We start from the raw sequence: 20784 nt of genomic DNA, 5'->3' as shown, positions 1-20784 counted from the left end.
GTATTCCAGGTCCTCTCAGCGGGTCACGGTGACCGTGACGCTGGGGCTGTACGCCGAGTTGCCAGCCGGGTCGAACGCGCGGCACCGCACGGGCCAGTTGGTCGTCACCGCCTTGGTCGTGTCCCAGTTCACGGTGTACGGCGCGGTGGTGACGGTGCCCAGCAACGTGCTGTTCGTGTAGATCTCCACCTTGGAGATGACGCCCCAGTTGTCGCTCGCGGCGCAGGTGATCGGCACCACGCCTGAGACCGTGGCGCCGTTCGCCGGAGAGGTGACGGAGGCGGTGGGCGCGGTGAAGTCGTTGTCGAACGTCACGTTGACCGCCGCCGAGGTCGTCACGTTGTTCCACGCGTCATAGGCCTTGGCGGTGAGCACCTTGGCGCCATTGGCGAGCAGGCGGGTGTTGTAGCTGTAGGTGTAGGGGGCCGTGGTGACGGTCGCCAGCCGGCTCGTGCCCACGTAGAACTCCACCTTGGAGACGGCGGTCCTGTCGTCGCTGGCCGTGGCCGAGAAGGTGACCGTGTCGCGCAGTGTGGCTCCTTCAGATGGCTCGGTGAGCGCCACCGTAGGTCCGGTGAAGTCGTTGTCGAACGTGACGTTGACCGCCGCCGAGGTACCCACATTGTTCCACGCGTCATAGGCCTTGGCGGTGAGCACCTTGGCGCCGTTGGCGAGCAGGCGCGTGTTGTAGCTGTACGTGTACGGGGGCGTGGTGACGGTCGCCAGCCGGCTCGTGCCCACGTAGAACTCCACCTTGGAGATGGCGGTCTTGTCGTCGCTGGCCGTGGCCGAGAGGGTGAGCGTCTCGCTCACCGTGGAGCCCTCGGCAGGGAGGGTGAGCGTCACCGCGGGGGCGACGAAGTCATTGTCGAACGTCACGTTCACCGGCGCCGAGATGCTCACGTTGTTCCATGAGTCATAGGCCTTGGCGGTGAGCACCTTGGCGCCGTTGGTTGTCTGGAGGCGCGTGTTGTAGCTGAGGCTGTACGGCGACGTGGTGTCGTAGCCGATCAAGGTGTTGCCCACGTAGAACTCCACCTTGGAGACGGTGCTCCGGTCGTCGCTGGCGGTGGCCGAGAGGGTGAGGGTGTCGCTCACGGGGGCCCCGTCGGTGGGGCTGGTGAGTGCCACCGTGGGTGCTGCGAAGTCATTGTCGAACGTCACGTTCACCGGCGCGGAAGTCCCCACGTTGTTCCACGTGTCATAGGCCTTCGCGGTGATCACCTTGGCGCCGTTGGCCAGCTGGCGGGTGTTGTAGCTGATGCTGTACGGCGAGGTGGTGTCGGAGCCGATCAGCGTGGTGTCCGCGTAGAAGTCCACCCGGGACAGGGTCGACCGCTCATCCGTGGCCGTAGCCGTGAACGTGAGGGTGCCCGTCAGCGCCGCTCCCTCCGCGAGGCCCGTGACCGCCACGGTGGGCGCGGCGTAGTCGTTGTCGATCACCACGTTCACCGGCACGGAGGTACCGGCGTTGCCCACCGCATCATAGGCCTTGGCGGTGAGCACCTTGGCGCCGTTGGCCTGTTGGCGGGTGTTGTAGTTGATGCTGTACGGCGCCGAGCTGTCGGAGCCGATCAGGGTGGTGCCCAGGTAGAACTCCACCCGTGACATGGCCGACCGTTCATCCGCGGCCGTGGCCGAGAGGATGATCGTGCCGATCAGCGAGGTGCCCTCGGTGGGCGCGGTGAGCGTGACGGTGGGCGGGGTGAAGTCGTTGTCGAACGTGACACTCACCGGGGCCGAGGTGCCCACGTTGCTCCACGAATCATAGGCCTTGGCGGTGAGCACCTTGACGCCGTTGGCCTGGAGCCGGGTGTTGTAGTTGATGCTGAACGGCGCCGAGGTGTCGGTGCCGAGCAGGGTGCCGTCCAGGTAGAACTCCACCCTGGAGAGGGTGGACCGGTCGTCCGTGGCCGTGGCCGTGAACGCCACCGTTCCGCTCACCGAGGCGCCCTCGGCCGGAGCGGTGACGGTGGCCGTGGGCGGGGTGAAGTCGTTGTCGATCGTCACCGTCCGCTCCACCGTGCCGACGTTGCCCGAGCTGTCGTAGCCCTTCGCGGTGAGGACGTGGGTGCCATTGGGCACCGTTCGCGTGGCCCACGAGAAGGTGTACGGCGAGGTGGCATCCGTGGCCAGCAGGGTGGCGCCGTCATAGAACTCCACCTTGGTGACGCCCACGTTGTCGGTCGCCGTCACGTTGAGGGTGAGGGTGCCCGACACGGTGGCGCCCGCGGCCGGCGCGGCGAAGGCCACGGTGGGCGGCGTCACGTCGTTGTTCACCGTGACGCTCACCGCCGGGGAGACCCCCACGAAGCCCGCCGAGTCGTAGGCTCGGGCGGTCAGCGAGTGGCTTCCGTTCTGTGTCGCCTTCGTATCCCACGTCGTGCTGTAGGGGACCGAGGAGTCCGTCCCCACCAGCGTGTCTCCGTCGTAGAACTCGACGCGCGTGACCGCGAAGTTGTCGCTCGCCGTGCCGACGAGCGTGACAGTGCCCTTGACGCTCGAGCCCGCTGCCGGCGAGGTCAGCGTGGCGGTGGGCGGCGCGGTGTCTGTCTCCTCGATCACGGTGAAGGCGAGGTCATCCGCCTCATCGATGTTGCCCATCGGGCACGCGGAGGGGCTGCCTCCGAACCGGTAGACGGCGCGGACCGCCTGAAGGCTGCTCCCTGCGGGAATGATGAAGGAGGTGGACATCAGGTTCGCGCCAATGTCCTTGGGCACGAGGCTGGCGAACTGCGCCCACACCGGGTTCCGCGCGTCGGAGGCGGAGAAGAGGTCCAGCCGCTCGAAGAAGGGCTCGTAGCTCGCGAAGAAGCTGACCTCGACGCGCACCTGCTTGCCCGGCGAGAGCAGCGAGCCGCCGTCATGGACGATCCGGATGCGCTCGATGGACGGATCGATCTGGTACCAGCCCTCCAGACCGTCCGGGCAGCTTCCGCCCAGGGTGTTGGGCGTGTTCAGCTCGGGGCCCATCAGAGGGCCGCGGCCGTTGAGCAGCGTGCCGGAGTCGCACTGGGTGCCCGTGCCGAGGCAGACGGGCGCCAGCAGGTTCGGGTCGAAGCTCGCCTTGCCCGCGTTGTGGAGGGTGACGGCGATAGACGCCTCCTGGCTGTTGCAGCCGTTGTCGAAGGCACGCACGCTGAGGGTGGAGGGGCCGTTGTCCTCCTCGGTGCTGTCCCAGGTGATCTCGAAGGGCGCGGCCGAGGCCGTGCCGATGAGCTTTCCGTTCAAGTAGAACTCCACCTTGGAGACGCCCAGGTTGTCGCTCGCGATGGCCTGAAGCTGCACGAGGCCGGAGAGCGTGGCGCCCTCGGCCGGGGCGGTGAGCTCCACCCGGGGCGGCACCGAGTCCGTGGAGCCCATGCACGCGGTGTGGAGCAGCACGTTCGGCGAGCCATTGCCCAGGTCGGTCAGCAGGTTGCGCGTGCCGCGGGCGACGATCTCCTCCGCCACCTCGTCCGGCGTGGCGTTGGGGTGGCCTTCGAGGAAGAGGGCGACGGCTCCCGAGACGTGGGGGGTGGCCATCGAGGTGCCGTCCAGATCGTAGAACTCACTGTCGCCGGTGTACCAGGCGGAGGTGATCGTCTCGCCGGGCGCGAACAGGTCCACGCAGCCGCCGTAGTTGGAGAAGAACGACATGGAGTCGAGCTCGCTGATCGCGCCGACGGTGATGGCCAGCGGCGTGCGCGCCGGAGAGCGGATGCAGGCATTCACGGACTCGTTGCCTGCGGCGACGACGTAGGTGAGGCCGTAGCCGATGGAGCCTGTCACCGCGTCATCCACGGCCTGGTCCGCCTCGGAGCCGATGCTCATGTTGACCACGGCCGGCTTCACGTGGTTCGCGGAGATCCAGTCGATGCCCGCGATGACCTGCTCCAGCGTGCCCTCGCCCGAGCACGTGATGACGCGCACCGAGTGGAGGGTGACCTCCTTGGCCACGCCCGAGAGGGTGCCGCCCACCGTGCCGGCGACGTGGGTGCCGTGGCCTCGGCAGTCCTCGGTGCCCAGGCCGTCGCCGACGGCGTCGAAGCCATTGCCCATGCGGCCGGCGAACTCCTGGTGAGTGCTGCGGATGCCCGTATCGACGATGTACGCGTGAACGCCGGCGCCCGTGTACTCGTAGGTGTAGAGGTCATCCAGCGTGGGGGGACGCTGATCCACGCGGTCCAGGCCCCACGAGATGGGGAACTGCTGCACGCCGCTGACCTTGAAGATGCGCTCCTGCTCCACGTAGCGCACGCTCGGATCCTCGCTCATGCGCTGAGCCTCCTCTTCTGTCATCGACACGGTGAAGGCCCGGAGCGCGTGCGCGTAGACGCGCCGCACGGAGCCGCCGTGCGCGCGGGCCAGCACATCCGAGACCTTGCGAACCTCCATCGGCGCGCCCTGGAGGTTGCGGGTGCCCTTGTCCTCGAGCACGACGATGTACCGGCCGGGGATGCCGTGTTCTTTCGCCTTGAGGAGCTTGGAGGACGAACCCTGTGGCGCAGCGAGCGCCGCGGATTGAGTGCCCTCCTGCGGTACCTGTGCGGCGCCGGGTTCGAGGCGCGCCTCGCACGCGGAGAGGAGTCCGCACATCCCCATCAGGATGGCGGTGATTCGCAGGGGCGTGAGCATCAGCCTTCCTCCTTGGTCCTCGGTTGCGAGGTATTCAGGTATCTCAAGATGATGGCAGATTCACTTCGCGTGCGTACAGGCGCCCTTTCGGGGAGGGCTCTATATTGATGCCGAACCCCCTGGGTCGGGTCCGCCCCAGTGAGATAGACAGGGCAGACCTATGAGCACTCCACACTTCCTCGGCCTGCGGACTGTCATCTACCCGGTGAAGGACCTGGCAAAAGCCAAGTCCTGGTACAGCACGGTGCTGGGAGCCGCGCCCTACTTCGATGAGCCTTTCTATGTGGGCTTCAACGTGGGCGGCTTCGAGCTGGGCTTGGATCCGGACACCTCGGCCCAGCCGCCGGGCGCCGAGGGAGGCGTGGCCTACTGGGGCGTGGAGAACGCGGACCGGGCCTGGGCCCGCCTGCTGGAGCAGGGCGCCACGGCCGTCAGCGAGGTGCGAGACGTGGGCGGCGGCATCCGCGTGGCCACGGTGAAGGATCCGTTTGGAAACGTGCTTGGCATCATCGAGAACCCGCACTTCCCCAACACCGCGGGCTGAGCCGCCTGGGTGGCGTCCTCTCGTAATCCTTCGAAATCAACGCTTCATGAATGGTTAAGGACTGAGGCGAAGTCTTGGCGCGATGAGCACTTCTCGTGCCTTTCGCTGCCCGCTTCCTGCCACCACTGCGGTTCTGGTGACCCTGGGACTCCTCTTGGCGGGGTGTTCCTCTTCCTCGGAGGAAGAGACGCCTGACCCGGATGCGGGCGTGACGGATCCCCCGGGTGACCCCAACATCCTGGCCGGTTCCTTCCAGGTGCGGCTGGTGCCACCCGTGCCCGCGTCGGGGACGCCGGGCTACACGGCGGTGGTGGGCAAGGTCTACGACGGTGCCTCGCCCTCGCAGCTCCTCTGGGAGAAGGCGGCTCAGTCTGGGGACTGCCAGCTGCTGACCCCGCGAGTTCCCTTCTGCAACACGCCCTGTGGCGGGAGCGCCGTCTGCGTCGAGAACGACACGTGCCAGGCCTATCCGAAGTCGCAGAGCGTCGGCACCGTTCAAGTGCAGGGTGTTCGCACGGCGGCGGGAGCCACCGAGTTCTCGAGGGATCCGGTCGTCAACAACTACCAGCCCCCGGTGAGCGCGGAGCTGCCCTACCCGGCCTTCAGCGAGGGAGGCACGATCCGGTTCGACGCTGCGGGCGGCGTCTACTCCGCCTTCTCCCTGCAGGCCCGGGGCATTGCTCCGCTCCAGCTCCTCAATGACACCATCACCCTGCAGCAGGACCAGCCGGTGAACCTGAGCTGGACGGCGCCCGGCCAGGCGGACCTGTCGAAGATCCACGTCAAGCTGGACATCAGCCATCACGGAGGCACTCGGGGCATGCTCGAGTGCGATGCGGCGGACACCGGCTCCCTGCAGCTGCCTGCCGCGCTGGTCACCCAGCTGCTCAACCTCGGGGTCGCGGGCTATCCGAGCGTCGTCGTGACGCGCAAGGCGGTGGGCTCCACGACGATCGTTCCTGGGCGCGTGGACCTCATCGTCTCCTCTGAGGTGGAGCACGCGGTTGAAATTCCGGGGCTCGTCTCCTGCAGCGACGACTCCCAGTGCCCAGGCGGGCAGACGTGCCAGACGGATCTGACCTGCGGCTGAGCATGTGACGGCTTCGCCGCGCTGGGAGCGAGCTTGCCCAGCGCGGCGACGAAGGATGCAGGCTCTCAGAACTCGCTGAGCCCCGAGGTCAGGGCGCCGGTGCCAGAGGCGGTGCCCTGGCCCTGCTGGAACTGCTCGATCGAGCCCAGCAGCTGCTTGAGGATCTCGAACACCTGCTGCAGCGGATCACCCTGCTCGCTGGCGGACGCCCCGCTCTCCGCGGACACCTCCTCGTTGCTGTTGGCGGCGCTGTTGTTGCCGAGCAGCGACTCCAGCGTGGAGACCAGCTCGCCGAGCGCCTGGCCCAGCTGCTCGATCATCTTCTCGGGCGAGTTCTCTTCAGCGCCCTCAACCCATCCCGGCTGCTGCACCCCCGTGCCACTGGTGGGTTCGAAGCTGCTCTCCCCCTGGGCGGGCCCGTCGATGCGGAATTCACCGTGAAGCTCGTCTTGGGCTCCGCGCCGAGGTGGTTGCCATGCCCTTAGGGAAGTTCGGCCCGGAAAGGAGACAGGAGCACCGTTCGCCGGAGCTCGGATGACCGAGAGCGAGGGCTCTTTCCTTCGAAGAGAAGGCAGACAGGGTGGCAAGCCTCCCTCACCAGTGGACCCATGGCACCCCAGCTTTGAGCAAATTTCCGTGAGGAACCGTGATGCGCAAGAAGCTCAAAGACGCAGTCATCGTCATAACCGGTGCTTCGAGTGGAATTGGCCGCGAGACCGCGCTTCAGCTCGCCAAGGCTGGCGCCCGCCTGGTGCTCGCCGCCCGCAGGGAGGATCCGCTGCGCTCTCTCCAAGAAGAGTGCGAGCAGGCAGGCGCTCAGTGCCTCGTTGTCCCGACCGATGTCGCCAACGAGGATGAAGTCAGTGCCCTGGCCACTCAGGCTGTGCAGGCGTTTGGGCGCATCGATGGCTGGGTGAACAACGCGGGCGTCTACGCGCTGGGCTCTCTGGAGAAGACGCCCATCCACGTCTACCGGCGGTTGATGGACGTCAACTACTTCGGGGTCGTCCACGGCACCCGCGCGGCGGCTGCGCAGATGAAGACCCAGGAGCGGGGAGGGGTGATCGTCAACGTTTCTTCGGAGGCATCGAACGTCAGCGTCGCCCTGGCCTCCGCGTACACAGCCAGCAAGCACGCCGTGCGCGGATTCTCCTCCGCCGTCCGGCAGGAGCTCCTCGATACGGCTGTGCGCGTCTCCAACGTCATGCCCGCGGGCATCGACACGCCGCTCTTCGAGCACGCCGCGAACTACACGGGGAAGGAGGCCAAGGCGCCCGAACCCGTGTATTCACCCGAGAAGGTGGCGGGTGTCATCCTAGACATGCTCGTGAGGCCGCAGGCGGAGATCTACGTGGGCGCCACCGCGCCGTTGTTTGGGGCCATCCGCCACGTCGCACCTGCCACCTTCGATCGCATGATGCGCAAGCAAGCCAAGTCCCACTTGAAGGAAGCGCCTCAGGCGGTGACCGAGGGCAACCTGTACCACCCTGTCTCCCACGGGACATCGGTGCATGGTGGTTACCACGGGCGCTCCAAGCAGTGGGTGCGGCGCATCGCCGTAGTGACGACGCTGGGGTTCGGGGCCTATCGGCTCGTCCGCGAGCTGCGGCAGTACGCCTGAGTCTCAGGGGGCGGGCGGGCCCGCTCCATTGATGAAAGCGAGCGGCATGCGAGCGAGTTAAATCCCTGTTCGCATGTCCCGACGAACCCCCATTCGGAGCCGCTTCCAGCTGCTGGCGGCCCTCCTCGTGACAGTCGTCCAGCTCCCCGTGGTGCTGGTGCTCTCCTGGCTCACGCACACGCCGGTGCCTGGGGTTTTCGCGCTGCTGGTGTCCTCACCGTACCTGCGCCAGCTCCAGAGCCCCTGGCACTCCACGCCGCCCGCGTTGTCGACCTACCTGGCGCTGGGGTGGTGGTCCGCCTGTCTGGTGTTCGACCTGCTCATGCTTCCTGCTTGGCTGGCTGTCCGCGCTGGTGCGCCCACAGGCTTGGCCTGGGGGCTGGCGGGAGCCATCGCGATCGCCATGGGCGTGGATGCCGTCCTGGGCCGGCCCCGGCTTCGGAAGCGGGTGGTGCGGGTGCCCGGACTCCCGCCCGAACTGGAGGGCTACCGCATCGGCCAGATCTCCGACGTGCACTGCGGACCGAATGTCCCCGAGGAGCGCGTCGCTTCCTGGGTCGCCCGGCTCAACGCACTGAACCTGGATCTGGTGACCGTCACGGGAGACCTCATCACCCATGGGTCCTCGCACGTCGAGGCCGTCGCGCGGGCGCTCGGAGGCCTGCGCGCGAAGGACGGCGCATTCGCCTGCATGGGCAATCATGACTACTTCACCGACGGCGAGCACATCGTCCGCTCCCTGGAGCACGAGGGGCTCACCGTGCTGCGCAATCGAGGCGTGGTGGTGAAGCGCGGGGCGGGCCGCCTGTACGTCGCCGGCGTGGATGACACGTGGACCTCGCGCGATGACGTGGAGCGCGCGCTCGCGGGCCGTCCCGAGGGCGTGCCCACCGTGCTGCTCGCGCATGACCCGGACTTGTTTCCGCAGGCGCAGGCCCGTGGCGTCGAGCTGACGCTCTCAGGCCACACGCACGGGGGGCAACTCGGCGTGCCGGGAGTTCGCCGGCTCTCGCTGGCGCGGCTGATCACCCGCTGGACTGCCGGGCTGTACCGGCAAGGGCGCTCGTGGCTCTACGTGAACCGGGGCGTGGGCACCACGGGGCCTCCGGTGCGCCTGGGCGCTCCGCCGGAGCTGGCCGTCATCACGCTGCGCGCGGCTTGAGCCTCACGGGCTCCCTCGGCCCACGAGCCGAGCGAGGATCTCCTGGAACTCGGCGGGGCTCAGGTTGATGTGCTCGACGACGTGCCCGTAGAGCATGGCCGTGGGAACACCGCGCTCGCCGCGCTCCTGCTGCAGTTGGTGCAGGGTGTGGAGGATGATGCGCTCGGCGCGCGTGAGCCCGTCACGCACGTCGGGGAGGAAGTCGCGCGGATCCTTCATTCCCCCCGTCCAGCGAGGTTGGGCTCACTCCGCTTGGGAGCGGTGGAGACCGGCGGCTCGGAGACGCGCCCCATGAAGAGGATCATCCCCGAGGCCTTGTCGCGCAGGAAGAAGAGGAACGGGTGGTCCGCGCGGAAGTCCTTAGGCTCGCGCTGCCGGCCCATCGCACTCCGCGCCATCATCACGACGGCGGTGGCGGCGGCGGCCTCGGTGCCCTGCTCGTTCACCTTCACGAAGGCCTTGTGGAAGACCTTGCTGATATGGAGGCGCTCGCTGGAGTTGGGAGGGTTCGCCATCGCCGTGAAGTCCGCCCGCTGCGCGTCGAAGGCCCGCGCCATGCCCAGGTTCATCAGGGCGTCTCCCAGCTCCACTGGCGCCTCCGGGTTGACCTCGAAGCGCGGCAGCGCGACGTTCACGGTCTCGGTGCGCAGCGCGGTGACCCAGTCGTTGAGCACCTCGCTCGACAGGTTCCGCTCCACCTCCGCGAGCCCATCCACTGCGTCCGGCAGGGCGAAGATCATCGACCACGCCCCGTCCCGATAGGGGAGCTCCAGCACCTTCACGCCATCCTGCTCGGCATAGGCGTAGCTGCCCGTGCGGCGCATCAGGTCCGCGTCCTTCTTCACCGTGGACGTGACGAAGAACGGCTCGCTCACGGTCTGGTCCTCCGAGAAGAGGTGGGCCCAGACCGCCTTGAAGTAGACCGCATTGACGAGCACGAGCTTCGTCAGACGGGGCCTCAGGCTCCGCTCGGGCAGCAGGCCCTGGATGCGGTCCTCCGTCTGCCGCGCCACCCAGGCGTTGATGGACTCGCGCGTGGCCTCGATGTCGTTGTCGAAGTCCACCGGCTCGAGCGGGGCGTTGAAGGTGGCCTTCGTCTTGTCCAGGTAGGGCTGCTCGAAGGTGTAGCTCTTCGAGCCGAACAGCCGGTTCACCACGCGCAGCACGGTGTTCCCGGTGCTCGTGTTCCACGCCTGGAGCAGCTGGCCCGCCGAGGCCATGACTTCATCGGCGCTGCCCTGGAAGTGGAGCACCTGCTTCATCTCGCTCGCGGTCTCACCGCGGGCACCGCCCCAGGCCATCGCGAGCGCCAGGGTGATGCTCGCGGGCGAGAGCGCGAGGTTGCCGGGACTTCCATTCACCTGGCGCCAGAGCTCCACGGCGAAGGCATTGTTGCTCTGGGCGAGCCTTCGCTGCTCTTCGTCGGAGGGCGGCGCGACGGGCGCGGTGGAGTCCTCGGGCTTCCGGGTCGGCATGGTGGCTCCTGGTCGATGGAGTCACCTTGGCGCGAACCGGCGGGGACTGCCACCGCTTTACCCGTTGATGGCGGCCTTCATGTAGAACGGCGGAAGGTTCTTGATGTCGAAGTCGAACTGCGTGCCCGGCTTGCTGTGGCGGTCCAGGTCCTTCTGCGCCTCGCTCTGCTTCATGCCGGTCACCAGCTCCGAGAGTGCCCCCTGGTTGTTACGGGCGCCGGCGATCTCCGCCTGCTGGCCGATCAGCTTCCCGGCCTCGGAGTGGGTGATGTTGCCGCTGGTGCGGCCGTTGGCCAGCTGGTCAATCTGACCGGCCTGGCGCTGCGCGTCCTTGTCGAAGCGGGCGAACACGTCGCGGTCCGAGTTGCCCTTGGCGCTGTCGATGTTCTGCCCGGCGCGGCCCTGCATCATGGCCAGCTTGAGGCGCTCGCCCAGCGTCAGCTTGCCGTCCGCCATGGCCTCCTTCTGGGCGTCGGCGATCTTCTGCTGCTCGGCCAGCAGCTTCTGGGCCTCCTGCTCCGTGAGCGAGCCGTTGCGCACGCCGTCGGCGATGTCGTGCAGCTGGTCACCCTGGGTGGCGCGCGTCTGGGCGTCGGGGCGCTTGAGCAGGCTCGGGTCGAAGAAGCTGTCCACCGGGCGGCCGGGCAGCTGGCGAATCTCGGCCGGCTTGGCCTCCACCGCGGGCTTCTGCGCGACGAGGGACTGGGTCTCAGTGGGGCGGGAGGCAACCGGGGTGGAGAGAGCGTTGACGCGCATGGCGGGGGTCCTTGCAGAAGCCGGCCAGAGTTGGCCGCGCTGTGTGCTGGACCCCTACTGCAGCCCGCATGCCATGAAATGAAGGAGGCATGCGGGCAAGGTAAGTCTGAATGATTCCGAGGGTTTGAGAGGAAAAACCCTCGTCAGAGGTGGTGACTACAGCCACCAGGTAGGGGTGGTGACGACAGTCACCATGGTGACTGTCGTCTCTCATCCGCTGAGATGACTCACTGCGGCGAGCTGTCGCCTTCGACTTCGATGATGACGAACTCGACGCGGCGGTTGTTCTCGCGGCCCGCGGCCGTCTTGTTGGTGTCCACCGGGCGTGTCTCGCCGAAGCCCTCGGAGATGAGGCGGTTCGGGTCGATGCCTGCAACCTCCACCAGGTACTTGAGCACGCTGCCCGCGCGGCGTTGGGACAGGTCCAGGTTGAAGGCGTCATCCGCCCGGTCATCGGTGTGGCCCTCGATGCGGACCTTCTTCAGCTGCGGGTTGGCCTTGAGCACCAGGGCCACCTGCTTCAGCAGCGGGAAGGAGCGCTCCAGCACCACGTCCTTGTTGGTGTCGAAGTAGACCTTCTCCTTGATGACGATCTTCTGGCTGGTGACCTGGACCTTGCTCTCGCCCTTGTCCGGGCAGCCGTCCTCGTCCTCCACGCCGTTGATGGTCTCCTGCTCCGTGGGGCACAGGTCGTCCGCGTCGGGCACGCCATCGCGGTCGTTGTCGGGGTCGGGGCAGCCGTCCTCGTCCTGGAAGCCGTCCTTGTCCTCGGCCGCGTTGGGGCACTTGTCCGAGCCGTCGGGGACGCCGTCCTGGTCATTGTCGAGGTCCGGGCAGCCGTCCTCGTCCTGGAAGCCGTCCTTGTCCTCGGCCTCCAGCACGCACGTGTCCTGGCCGTCCACGATGCCGTCCCCGTCATTGTCGGGGTCGGGGCAGCCGTCCTCGTCCTGGAAGCCGTCCTTGTCCTCGGGCACGTTCGGGCACTTGTCCGCCGTGTCGGGGACACCGTCCTGATCATTGTCGAGGTCCGGGCAGCCGTCCTCGTCCTGGAAGCCGTCCTTGTCCTCGGCGTCGAGGGGGCAGGCGTCGCTGATGTCGGGGAAGCCGTCGTCGTCCGTGTCCTTGGGGCGGGGCGGCTGCTCGAAGGCATACGAGAAGCCGGTGAACACGCGGAACACGGGCATGCCGTAGCCCAGCGTGAGGCCCTTGCCCATGCCCAGCGAGGCCACGATGGACTTGCTCACCCGCGTCTGGAGCCCCGCCTGAAACTCGAGCGGCCGCTCCTCCTCATTGGCTCCGCCCGTGGCGCCCAGGCCCAGGGCACCGCCCAGCGAGGCGAGGCCGGTGAACGGGTGCTCCTTCACCTCGAAAGGAATGGCGGCGCCCACGCTGTAGCTCAGCTCATTGCCCACCGAGAGGTTGCTCAGCTCCTGGCGGCTGCGCACGTTGAGGCCCAGGTTGGCCAGCAGCCGGGTGCCGCTCTCGAAGGCGTAGTCCGCCGCGAGCCGCGGCTGCACCCCAAACCCCTTCTGGCCCTGAAGCTCCGAGGCGCCCGCCGTGGGCATCACCATCGGCGCCGCGAGCCCCAGCCGCAGGGTGTCGCGTTCTAGAAGTAACACCTTGGGGACGAGCCGGAGGTCACCCAGGCCGCCCTTCCACGACTGCTCCAGGTTGCCGGTGGGCAGCTCGCCGAACTCACCGCGCTCGATCTTGAGCGGGGCCACGAGGCCCAGCTCGAAGCGCTCGCCCAGGCCGATGGAGCCGATCAGGTCGAAGCCGAGCTGGTTGCGCACCAGGTGCTGCAGCCGGTCGGCGTTGGCCGGGTTGATGACGACGAGCGGCTCGTGGGCGTAGTTGAAGAAGAGCCCTGCTTGCCAGTTCAAGTGCCCCTGCACTCCCGGGCTGTGCAGGCCGAGCACGTCGGCCTTGCCCGGGGCGGGCCGGAACTGCTGCACGTCGATGGCGGCCGAGGTGCCCTGCGCCCACGAGGCGCCGGAGGCGGTCAGCGCCCCCACGGCTCCGAGCGTCACCAGGGAGCGGAGGCTCCGCGAGCGGCCCATGGAGAGCGCCGGGCGGCTCCGGCGCGTCAGGAACACCAGGGCGAGCATCATCCCCGCGAGGCCCGTCAGGCCGCTGTTGCCCGAGCTGCTGCAGCCACTGCCGACCACGCGGCGCTCCACGTCGTCGTTCGGGTTCAGCGGATCCGTGCCGCGATCCTCCTCTTCCCCATCATTGAAGCCACCGCCGTCGGTGTCGGGGTTGCGCGGGTCGGTCTCGCCCGGGTCGACCACGCCGTTGTGGTTTTCGTCCTCCTTGCCGTCGGGCAGGCCGTCGCCATCGGTGTCGGGCTTGGTCGGGTCGGTGCCCGTGTGGACTTCGGTGCCGTCCGGGATGCCGTCACCATCCGTGTCCGGATTGTTCGGGTCGGTGCCGTGGCCCGGCTCGTCGTCATCCGGCAGCCCGTCGCCATCGCGGTCTCCGCGCACGGTGACCGTGACGGTGGCGGTCGCCGTGCCGCCCTTCCCGTCGCTGATGGTGTAGGTGAAGGTCTCGATGCCGCTGAAGTTGGGCGTGTGCTGGTAGGTGACGCGAGCGCCCCCTTCGATGATGGTCACAGTGCCACCCCGGCTGCCCTGCGTCACGGTGATGACCGTGAGGGTCTCTCCGTCGTCAGGCGCCGCCGAGTCATTGGCCAGCACGTCGATGGGCCGTGCCGTCGTAATGGTCGTCATCGTGACCGCGTCATCCACGGCGGTGGGCGGATCGTTCACTGGGGTGACGGTGATGGCCACGGTGTCCGTGTCACTCTTCGGTCCGCCGCTACCGGTGTTGCCCTGGTCGTCCGTGGTGATCGTGAGGGTGGCGCTGCCGTAGTAGTTGGCGTCCGGAGCGTAGGTGACGCTCGCGATCGCGGCGTTGATATCGGCCTGTGAGCCCGTGAAGGTCATCGTCGCGTCCACCGAGCCATCGCCCGCCGAGAAGCTCAGCCCCACGGTGCTGCCCAGGGTGAGGGTGCCGTGCGTCACGGTGAGGGTCACCTTGACGGGCTGGCTGCCCGCATCCTCGTCGAAGATGGAGAGCGCATTGCCCCTCGCGGAGGAGAAGACGAGCGAGGTGTCCTCGGCCGTGGTCTGGGGCCCGGGAACGGTGTTCACGGGGGCATCGTTCACCGCGACGATCGCCGTGGTCTCCGTGTCGGAGTTGTTGGCCTGGACCTGATCGATCGTCGGCGAGCTCACGGAGACCGAGGCGTTGATCGTCCCGCTGGTGATGGTGGGCTGCACGGTGATGGCGATGGCCGGGGCGTTGCCCGGTGCCAGGGTCGGAAGGGTGCAGGTGACCGTGCCCGCGGCCTGCGAGCAGCTCCACCCCGCGCCCGTCGCGCTGGTGAAGGTGGTGCTGGCCGGGACCGGGAACGTGACAGTGACGGAGTTGGCGGTGTTGGGGCCGCCGTTGCCCACCTGGACGGTGTAGACGACCGGGCTCCGCTCCGGAGAAGGATCCGCCGAGTCCGTCAGGGTCACCGAGAGATCCGCCACGGGGAGGATCGTGTCCGTGTCGGTAGCGGTGTTGTTCGCGAGGTTGGCATCCGTCAGCGTGGCCGGTTCGGAGACGGTGGCCGTCGCCACGAGCGTGCCGGTGGCGGAGAGGCTCACGTTGACGGTGAAGGTGAAGGTCACCGTGCCGCCGACGGGGACGGAGACGTTCGTCGAGATGCCCCCGGTGCCACTGGCCGCCTGACAGGTGGCGCCTCCAGCGCCCGCGCACGTCCAGCTGCCGCCCGAGGCCTGGGTGGGCAGCGGCACGGAGACAGGAGCATTCGTCGCGTTCGAGGGGCCGCCGTTGGTGACGGTCACCGTATAGGTGACGGTGGCTCCCGGAAGGGTGGTGGTTTGCCCGTCGGTGATCGTCACCGCGAGATCCAGCGGCGCGCACGTGAGCCAGGACGGATCCGGGTTGGGGACGCGCACCGTTTGGCCACTGGCCCCATAGGTGGCGCCGTTGGCAGGGAACTCGGTCAGCAACGACGAGCCGGTGGTTCCCGACAGTCCTCCGTGGGCGAACAGCGGCGGAGCGCCCGCGCTCACCGCGATGAAGCCGCCGCCACCACCGCCGCCGGGGCCCTCGGCCTCGGTGGTGATGGAGAGCTGGTTGCCGCCCTGGCCACCGAAGGCCTCCACGGCAATGCTCGACAGGTCGTCGCTGAGGACCACGACGGTGCCGCCACCGCCGCCGCCGCCCGGCGCATCATTGTGCGCGGGCAGGGTGCTGCCGGCGTTTTCGCCGTTGGCCTCGATGGTTCCACTGCCCACCACGGTGGGCGAGACGAGGTACACGAGACCGCCGCCGTTGCCGCCGGGGTTCGCCGCGCTGTTGTTCGCGTCGCCCGCGCCGCCACCACCGCCGAGGAACAGCCGAGAGGTGACGTCATTGTTGAGCGGCCGCCCTCCCAGGCCGCCGGCCTCCGCGCGGTAGTCGCCACCCCACGCGGCGTTGTTGGGACCCACGGTGAGCGCGTTCTGGTTGGAGATGGCGGCGCTGTAGCCGCCGCGTCCGCCACCGGAGGAGTCCGTCAGCGCGTTGCCATTGGCGATGTAGCCCGGATCGAGCTGCCACGCGGAGGCCCCTGCCACCGAGGCATTCATGACGCCCTGGCCACTCCAGGGCCGGCCGTTGTTGCCGTTGGCGCCGCCGCCGCCGCCCGCGTTGTGGCTGTTGCCGCCGCCGCCGCCGTTGGCTGGGGCACCGCGGCCATAGCGTCCGCCCAGGGCGTCATAGACGGTGGTATCGCCGGCGATGCTCTCGCCCTTCTCGGCGCCATCCCGTGCATCGCCCGAGAGATAAAGGGTGACCTGCGCCGGAGCGGTGCGCGAGGCGTTCTCGACGGCGCCTCCCCGGAAGCCCTGGCCGGTGGTGGTGATGGTTCCATCCAGCGTGGTGACGCCGTTGACGTGCACCACCACGACGCCGCCGCGCTGCCCGTCCCAGGGCCGCGCCTGGACGAAGGCGCCGTTCTCGATGGTGAGGTTGTTGAACTGCGGCACGCGCACCACCTGGGTCCGGCCCGCGGTGGCGTAGCTGTGCTGCAGTCCAGCGCAGGCCAGGTGGATGGTGTTGCCCTCCACGCGGCGGACCACCGCGAACTCATGGAAGCCCGCGCTGTTGAGGCTGGTGATGGCGCCGTACGTGGGGCTGTTCGAGGTGTCGATGGTGGCGCCCTGCATCTGGATGATGAAGACGAGATCTCCACCCTCCAGCGGGCCCGACCGGGGCGACGTCAGTTGGGTGATGTCTGTCACCTGGATGCTGCTGGCACCCGCGCTCGCGTCCGCCGCGAGGACGGCGTACTGATTCACCACGGTGAAGCCGTCCGAGAGCGTCAGATCGCCGTCCGAACCTGGCAGGGCGAACTCCTGATGGACGGGAGTGGACGTATCAGGGGAGGTCTGACCGCAGGCAGTCAGCAGCGCGCAGACAGCGGCGAGCAGCGCCGACAGAGGGAACCTGGACATATGCATGAAGGGGATGACTCCTGTGCCCGGGAGCGAGCGCCTTACGTGCTGAGTATCCTCGCAAAAGCGGAACAACGCGATAGCCCCCCGCGGGTGCGGCGGATTCTCAGATCATGAGATGCTGAGAACCGACCCGGCAGGTGGGCGTCGCGAGGAGGTGCTCCCGGCGAGCATTCAAGCGCTGAGCTGGAAGATCTCGGCGTTCATCAGGTCCGGCACGTGGACGCGGTGCGAGGTGGACTTGCGAGGCGCCACGGTGCCGTAGGCCTCGGTGGCCAGGTAGAAGGTGGTGCGCACCCGGCCACCTTCGCGCCGCATGGAGGCCCACTGAATCAGCCCCACGCCGGCCTCCAGCGGCCGGTTGGCCAGTGCCCACACGCACCGGTCCAGCACCGCGTGGCTCTTGGGGTCGAGCACCGCGCGGACGCGGCGCAGCGCATCCCGGTCGTTGTCCGCGTAGCAGCGGATGGGGCAGTGCAGCGTGGCGCTGTAGGGCTTGTCGTCGTCGTCCGAGGTGAACGCCCAGCACGTCAGCGTCGAGCGCGGCGCCGAGAACTTGTTGTCATCGCCCTGGATGGCCTCGCAGAAGGCCCGCGCCTCGCCAGCCACATACTCCTTGGCCTGGGCCATGGCCGCCTCGATGTCCTCGGGGGCCGCATCCCGGTGCGCCACGTAAATCTTCACGCGGGAGACCGCCTGCCCGCCCATGTCCAGGGAGAAGTAGAGCACCTGGTCTTGGGCGCCGCGCTTCATCACCACCTGGGACAGGAAGCGCCACGCATGGGCGAAGCCCAGCCGAGACAGCGCCTCCTCCACAATCGCGTTGGCGTGCTCGGGGCCGCGCGCCTGCGGGTTGAGGTAGACCTTGATCTCCGCGCCCCGGTCCGGCTTGAGGCAGAAGGCGTGCCACAGGGAGAAGCGCGCCTGGGGGTTGTGCGGCTCGAACAGGTCCTTCACCTTGTTGAAGTGGTCCAGCGAGAGGCCGAACTCCTTGTTGAGCCGCTCGTTGAGCGCCAGCCCGTCATCCCAGCTGGTCTGCAGGGTGGTGGGGTGGTTCTGCGCCTCGATGAGGAAGCGAATCTCGGGGCGGCTGCCCTCCAGTGCGATGGAGAGCTCGAAGGGGGTGTGGTCGTCCGAGATGTCGGACTTCCAAGGAGAGTGCTCGCCCACCAGCCGCGAGCTCCACGAGTCCGTCATGAAGGTGAAGTACTGCTGCACCTTCTGGGTATCCGCCGAGGTGAAGCCGGCCGACTTGCACAGCGAGGCGATGCGCGTGTTGCCGAAGTCCCGGAAGCTCATCTTGGCGATCTGCTCGGCCATGATGGCCTGCCGCGAGGGCTTCTGCTGGCCGGCGAACCACTCCTGCACGTGCTCCAGCAGGTAGTCGGTCAGCTCATCCACCAGCGAGAACACCTGGTTGACGTCGCGGAGGGCCTGCTGCTCCTCCTCGGCGGTCATCTCCACGCCGAGGAGCTCCTCGCCCAGCAGCCGCATCTGCACCTGGCCGCGCAGCGAGTCGACGGTCCTCAGGTGCTTGCGGGTGCTGGCCTCCAGCTCGCGCGCCACCTGCTCCATCGCAATCAAGGCCACCTGGCCCACCGACTGCAGCGCCATGAGAAGGATCTGCCGCCGCAGCGGGGTGGCCGAGCGCGCCAGCGCGATGAAGTCGTAGAGCACCTCGCGCACCGGGGCGCAGTTCTCGCCCCACAGCAACTGCAGCATCGAGTTGAAGTCGGAGAACGCGTGCAGATCCAGCAGCTGCAGATCCTTCAGGAACGGCGCCCAGTACGGGCTCTCGGGAGGCGTCGTCCCCGTCTCCACGGGGTTGTCCTCGCCCTGAAGGCTGCTGGCCAGCTCCGAGGAGCCCATCATCAGCGGCGCCACACACGGCAAGAACCGGAGCCGGTCTTGCGGCGCGAAACACGGGTCCATCAAGAAGGTCACGAAGGGAGAAACCGCGAAGCCCTGTTGCTGCTCCTCCAAATGTCCCAAGACCTTCTTCATTGCGCTCCCTCTCTAGAAAACCGTGCCCCGAACGTGTGCGGGTGCTCTCGTTTCGCTACCCCCCACCGCGTCTGGGCGTGCTGAGGTCTCCATGAGCCGCAGTGCGCCTTGATGGATTCGATAAGTAGCGCATTTTTCCATTGGGGTCAAAGCGATAGACACAAAAAAAGCGGCTTGGGGGAGAAGGGTGGCGGATCGGGATCGCGGCCGCCAGAGCCCTGGACCGCAGTCCCAGCATCCCGTTCAGGAGGGGACGGCCTGCTTCCTCCGTTGCAGGCGCGGCCGTGCCATTCGCGGTAGAAGAGGGCCCTCTTCTTCGGAGGTCCGCACCGCACCATGGTGGATACGAACCGCCGCACCATTCGATCTCAGGCCGTGGGCCGCGTCCTCAGTGGCCAGGATCGCTACGAGAAGGAGGCGCAAGAGGGAGATCCGGCCAGCCCCCTGGCGCAGGCGAAGCGGGAGCGCATCGCGGCGGAGGTGCTGCCTCCCACGGGCAAGAGCCGCTTCTCCGAGCGGCTCCAGCAGAAGTCCGAGTCGTCCAAGCCGCGCAAGCCCTGAGTCGCTCCTCAGGCCCGCAGCACCTCACGGCCCGGCAGGAGCATCTCGAAGCCCGGGTAGCGCCGCGGGGCCTGGGCGTCCAGCAGGTGGAGCCAGCGGCGGGCCGAGTGGTTCGCCAGCGCGAAGCCCTCGAGCGAGGACGTGGGCCGCTTGCGCGCGCGGAGCACCGCCGTCAGTACCTTGAGCAGCGTCCACGGCATCAGGCTCCGGACCCGGAGCACCGCCGGGCCCTCCTCCTCCCACGTGGCACGCATCAGCACCGTGGGCACGGCCATTCCGCTCACGCTGGAGGGCAGCAGCGGGAGCCGCGTGAGTGCGGCCCGGTAGAGACACTCCACCGTGGCCAGCAGCAACACGCAGGTGATGCCCGCCACCCACAGAAACCGCCGGATGTGCCTCCAGAGACCCATGCCCAGGCTTCAGTGCATGGCTGGGGCCAATCCTCGTGTGGCCGGGGGGAGGTGCGAAAGGGGGCCAGGTTCGATAACAAGGTCTGACCTTGCGCGACCGCGACGGCATCCTGACGACCGGCAGGAGGGGACTCCGCTTCCGGGGCCGGCTCGCCCGCGCGCTGGCCCCCCGCTCGTGGGCGCTCTCGCTCATCACCGCCGCAGCCCTCGGCCTCCTCGTCGCAGTGGCCACCACGAGCCTGCCGTACCTCGTCTCCTCGCCCACCACGGATCCCCACTTCGGTGCGCTCAACCACTGTCTCACGGGGGCGCTCCAGGGCCCCCGGCTGGGCTGGGCCGTGGCGCCTGATGCCTCACGGGCGGCGACGTTTGGGGCTCGCGCCGTGGCCCTGTGCCGCAAGGAGGGCCCTGCCACCGTGTTCGCCGCGCCCGGCGCCGCTGCCATCACCTTCGATGGTGACGGGCGGCTCTGGGTGGCGACAGGCGAGCACCTGCTGCGCCAGGAGGCGGATCAGCTCCTGCCCGTGGGGGACTTTGCCCCCGTGGCCCTCGCCGGCCATGCAGCGGGGGTGATCGCCCTGGACGCCGAGGGCCAGTTGCTCTCCATCTCCCCCCAGGGGGAGGTGCTGGGGCAGGCTCGGCTGCCCGCAGTGGGGGCACTCACCGTAGGCCCGGGCGGAGCTGTGGCGGCCGTGGTGGTGAGCGGCGGGGTGGTGGCCTACGAGGCGCGCACCCTCACCCCCCTTCGCGCCGAGGCCCCCTGCCAGGTCGAGGTCCTCTGGTGGCTGGACACGCCTGAGCGCGTCCTGCTCGCCTGTGGGCCGGGACAGGGGCAAGCGCTCACGCTGGATCTCAGGACGGGGGAGCGGGCTGAGGCGCCCCACCGCTTCCGGACGCCCGCACGGCGGCTCTCCGGGCTGGCGCTCTACGTCCAGGGCTGCGACGGACTTCCGTGCACGGCTCCGAGGCCCTGATGCGTTACTACCCAAGCCCATGGCTCCTTGGGTTCACCCGGAGCATGGGCCCTCGAT

Annotated in this window: 14 protein-coding genes; 6 read left to right on the top strand and 8 right to left on the bottom strand. The window is 68.3% G+C overall.

Annotated elements, in window-relative coordinates:
• Positions 1-15: 15 nt before the first annotated feature.
• A complete protein-coding gene (locus tag DB31_RS41385; RefSeq protein ID WP_063769310.1) occupies positions 16-4617 on the bottom strand; it encodes an Ig-like domain-containing protein in 4602 nt (1533 codons plus the stop codon).
• Positions 4618-4777: 160 nt separating this feature from the next.
• Here DB31_RS41385 and DB31_RS41380 point away from each other — a divergent pair, with 160 nt between their 5' ends.
• Both DB31_RS41380 and DB31_RS41375 read left to right on the top strand, forming a co-directional pair.
• Positions 4778-5161: a VOC family protein gene (locus DB31_RS41380; protein ID WP_044198780.1), complete on the top strand. Its 384-nt coding sequence runs from the start codon at positions 4778-4780 to the stop codon at positions 5159-5161.
• Between the two features lie 208 nt (positions 5162-5369).
• A complete protein-coding gene (locus tag DB31_RS41375; protein WP_240487215.1) occupies positions 5370-6251 on the top strand; it encodes a hypothetical protein in 882 nt (293 codons plus the stop codon).
• Between the two features lie 65 nt (positions 6252-6316).
• Here DB31_RS41375 and DB31_RS41370 read toward each other — a convergent pair whose 3' ends face one another.
• Positions 6317-6571 carry a hypothetical protein gene (locus DB31_RS41370; RefSeq protein ID WP_157232413.1) on the bottom strand — a complete coding sequence of 85 codons (255 nt, stop codon included), beginning with the start codon at positions 6569-6571 and terminating at the stop codon, positions 6317-6319.
• Positions 6572-6900: 329 nt separating this feature from the next.
• Between DB31_RS41370 and DB31_RS41365 the strand changes: the two genes are divergently transcribed.
• Positions 6901-7872: an SDR family oxidoreductase gene (locus DB31_RS41365; RefSeq protein ID WP_044198778.1), complete on the top strand. Its 972-nt coding sequence runs from the start codon at positions 6901-6903 to the stop codon at positions 7870-7872.
• A 73-nt stretch (positions 7873-7945) separates the two neighbouring features.
• The gene (locus tag DB31_RS41360; RefSeq protein ID WP_052420659.1) at positions 7946-9034 is read left to right on the top strand and encodes a metallophosphoesterase; all 1089 of its coding nucleotides are present in this window, start codon (positions 7946-7948) and stop codon (positions 9032-9034) included.
• A 3-nt stretch (positions 9035-9037) separates the two neighbouring features.
• Here the strand turns inward: DB31_RS41360 and DB31_RS41355 are convergent, their stop codons facing one another.
• From DB31_RS41355 to DB31_RS41335, 5 genes are all read right to left on the bottom strand, one after another.
• Positions 9038-9253 carry a hypothetical protein gene (locus tag DB31_RS41355; protein ID WP_044198777.1) on the bottom strand — a complete coding sequence of 72 codons (216 nt, stop codon included), beginning with the start codon at positions 9251-9253 and terminating at the stop codon, positions 9038-9040.
• Positions 9250-10509 (bottom strand): serpin family protein, encoded by a 1260-nt coding sequence (locus DB31_RS41350; protein WP_052420658.1) that lies wholly within the window; start codon positions 10507-10509, stop codon positions 9250-9252. Before DB31_RS41350 ends, DB31_RS41355 begins: the two co-directional genes overlap by 4 nt.
• A 57-nt stretch (positions 10510-10566) precedes the next feature.
• Positions 10567-11265 (bottom strand): hypothetical protein, encoded by a 699-nt coding sequence (locus DB31_RS45765; RefSeq protein WP_052420657.1) that lies wholly within the window; start codon positions 11263-11265, stop codon positions 10567-10569.
• 227 nt (positions 11266-11492) lie between these two features.
• The gene (locus tag DB31_RS48355; protein WP_157232412.1) at positions 11493-16784 is read right to left on the bottom strand and encodes an OmpA family protein; all 5292 of its coding nucleotides are present in this window, start codon (positions 16782-16784) and stop codon (positions 11493-11495) included.
• Positions 16785-16952: 168 nt separating this feature from the next.
• On the bottom strand, positions 16953-18782 hold the full coding sequence (locus tag DB31_RS41335; protein WP_044198776.1) for a tryptophan dimethylallyltransferase family protein: 1830 nt from the start codon (positions 18780-18782) through the stop codon (positions 16953-16955).
• Between the two features lie 336 nt (positions 18783-19118).
• Between DB31_RS41335 and DB31_RS41330 the strand changes: the two genes are divergently transcribed.
• The gene (locus tag DB31_RS41330; protein WP_044198775.1) at positions 19119-19343 is read left to right on the top strand and encodes a hypothetical protein; all 225 of its coding nucleotides are present in this window, start codon (positions 19119-19121) and stop codon (positions 19341-19343) included.
• An 8-nt stretch (positions 19344-19351) separates the two neighbouring features.
• On the opposite strand, the gene DB31_RS41325 is transcribed toward DB31_RS41330, so the two are convergent.
• On the bottom strand, positions 19352-19753 hold the full coding sequence (locus DB31_RS41325) for a hypothetical protein (RefSeq protein WP_044198774.1): 402 nt from the start codon (positions 19751-19753) through the stop codon (positions 19352-19354).
• Between the two features lie 89 nt (positions 19754-19842).
• Between DB31_RS41325 and DB31_RS41320 the strand changes: the two genes are divergently transcribed.
• Positions 19843-20727 carry a hypothetical protein gene (locus tag DB31_RS41320; protein ID WP_044198773.1) on the top strand — a complete coding sequence of 295 codons (885 nt, stop codon included), beginning with the start codon at positions 19843-19845 and terminating at the stop codon, positions 20725-20727.
• Positions 20728-20784: the final 57 nt, after the last annotated feature.

Origin of the sequence: Hyalangium minutum, assembly GCF_000737315.1 — a bacterium.
Classification (GTDB): Bacteria; Myxococcota; Myxococcia; order Myxococcales; family Myxococcaceae; genus Hyalangium; species Hyalangium minutum.
The sequence above is the reverse complement of the archived record's forward strand: the minus strand, read 5'-3'. Positions and strand labels throughout refer to the sequence as shown.

Coding starts and splice junctions, on each gene's coding strand:
- DB31_RS41370 (WP_157232413.1), bottom strand. CDS start 6,571: ATGATCGAGCAGCTGGGCCAGGCGCTCGGCGAGCTGGTCTCCACGCTG.
- DB31_RS45765 (WP_052420657.1), bottom strand. CDS start 11,265: ATGCGCGTCAACGCTCTCTCCACCCCGGTTGCCTCCCGCCCCACTGAG.
- DB31_RS41365 (WP_044198778.1), top strand. CDS start 6,901: ATGCGCAAGAAGCTCAAAGACGCAGTCATCGTCATAACCGGTGCTTCG.
- DB31_RS48355 (WP_157232412.1), bottom strand. CDS start 16,784: ATGCATATGTCCAGGTTCCCTCTGTCGGCGCTGCTCGCCGCTGTCTGC.
- DB31_RS41380 (WP_044198780.1), top strand. CDS start 4,778: ATGAGCACTCCACACTTCCTCGGCCTGCGGACTGTCATCTACCCGGTG.
- DB31_RS41325 (WP_044198774.1), bottom strand. CDS start 19,753: ATGGGTCTCTGGAGGCACATCCGGCGGTTTCTGTGGGTGGCGGGCATC.
- DB31_RS41330 (WP_044198775.1), top strand. CDS start 19,119: ATGGTGGATACGAACCGCCGCACCATTCGATCTCAGGCCGTGGGCCGC.
- DB31_RS41360 (WP_052420659.1), top strand. CDS start 7,946: ATGTCCCGACGAACCCCCATTCGGAGCCGCTTCCAGCTGCTGGCGGCC.
- DB31_RS41335 (WP_044198776.1), bottom strand. CDS start 18,782: ATGAAGAAGGTCTTGGGACATTTGGAGGAGCAGCAACAGGGCTTCGCG.
- DB31_RS41355 (WP_044198777.1), bottom strand. CDS start 9,253: ATGAAGGATCCGCGCGACTTCCTCCCCGACGTGCGTGACGGGCTCACG.
- DB31_RS41385 (WP_063769310.1), bottom strand. CDS start 4,617: ATGCTCACGCCCCTGCGAATCACCGCCATCCTGATGGGGATGTGCGGA.
- DB31_RS41350 (WP_052420658.1), bottom strand. CDS start 10,509: ATGCCGACCCGGAAGCCCGAGGACTCCACCGCGCCCGTCGCGCCGCCC.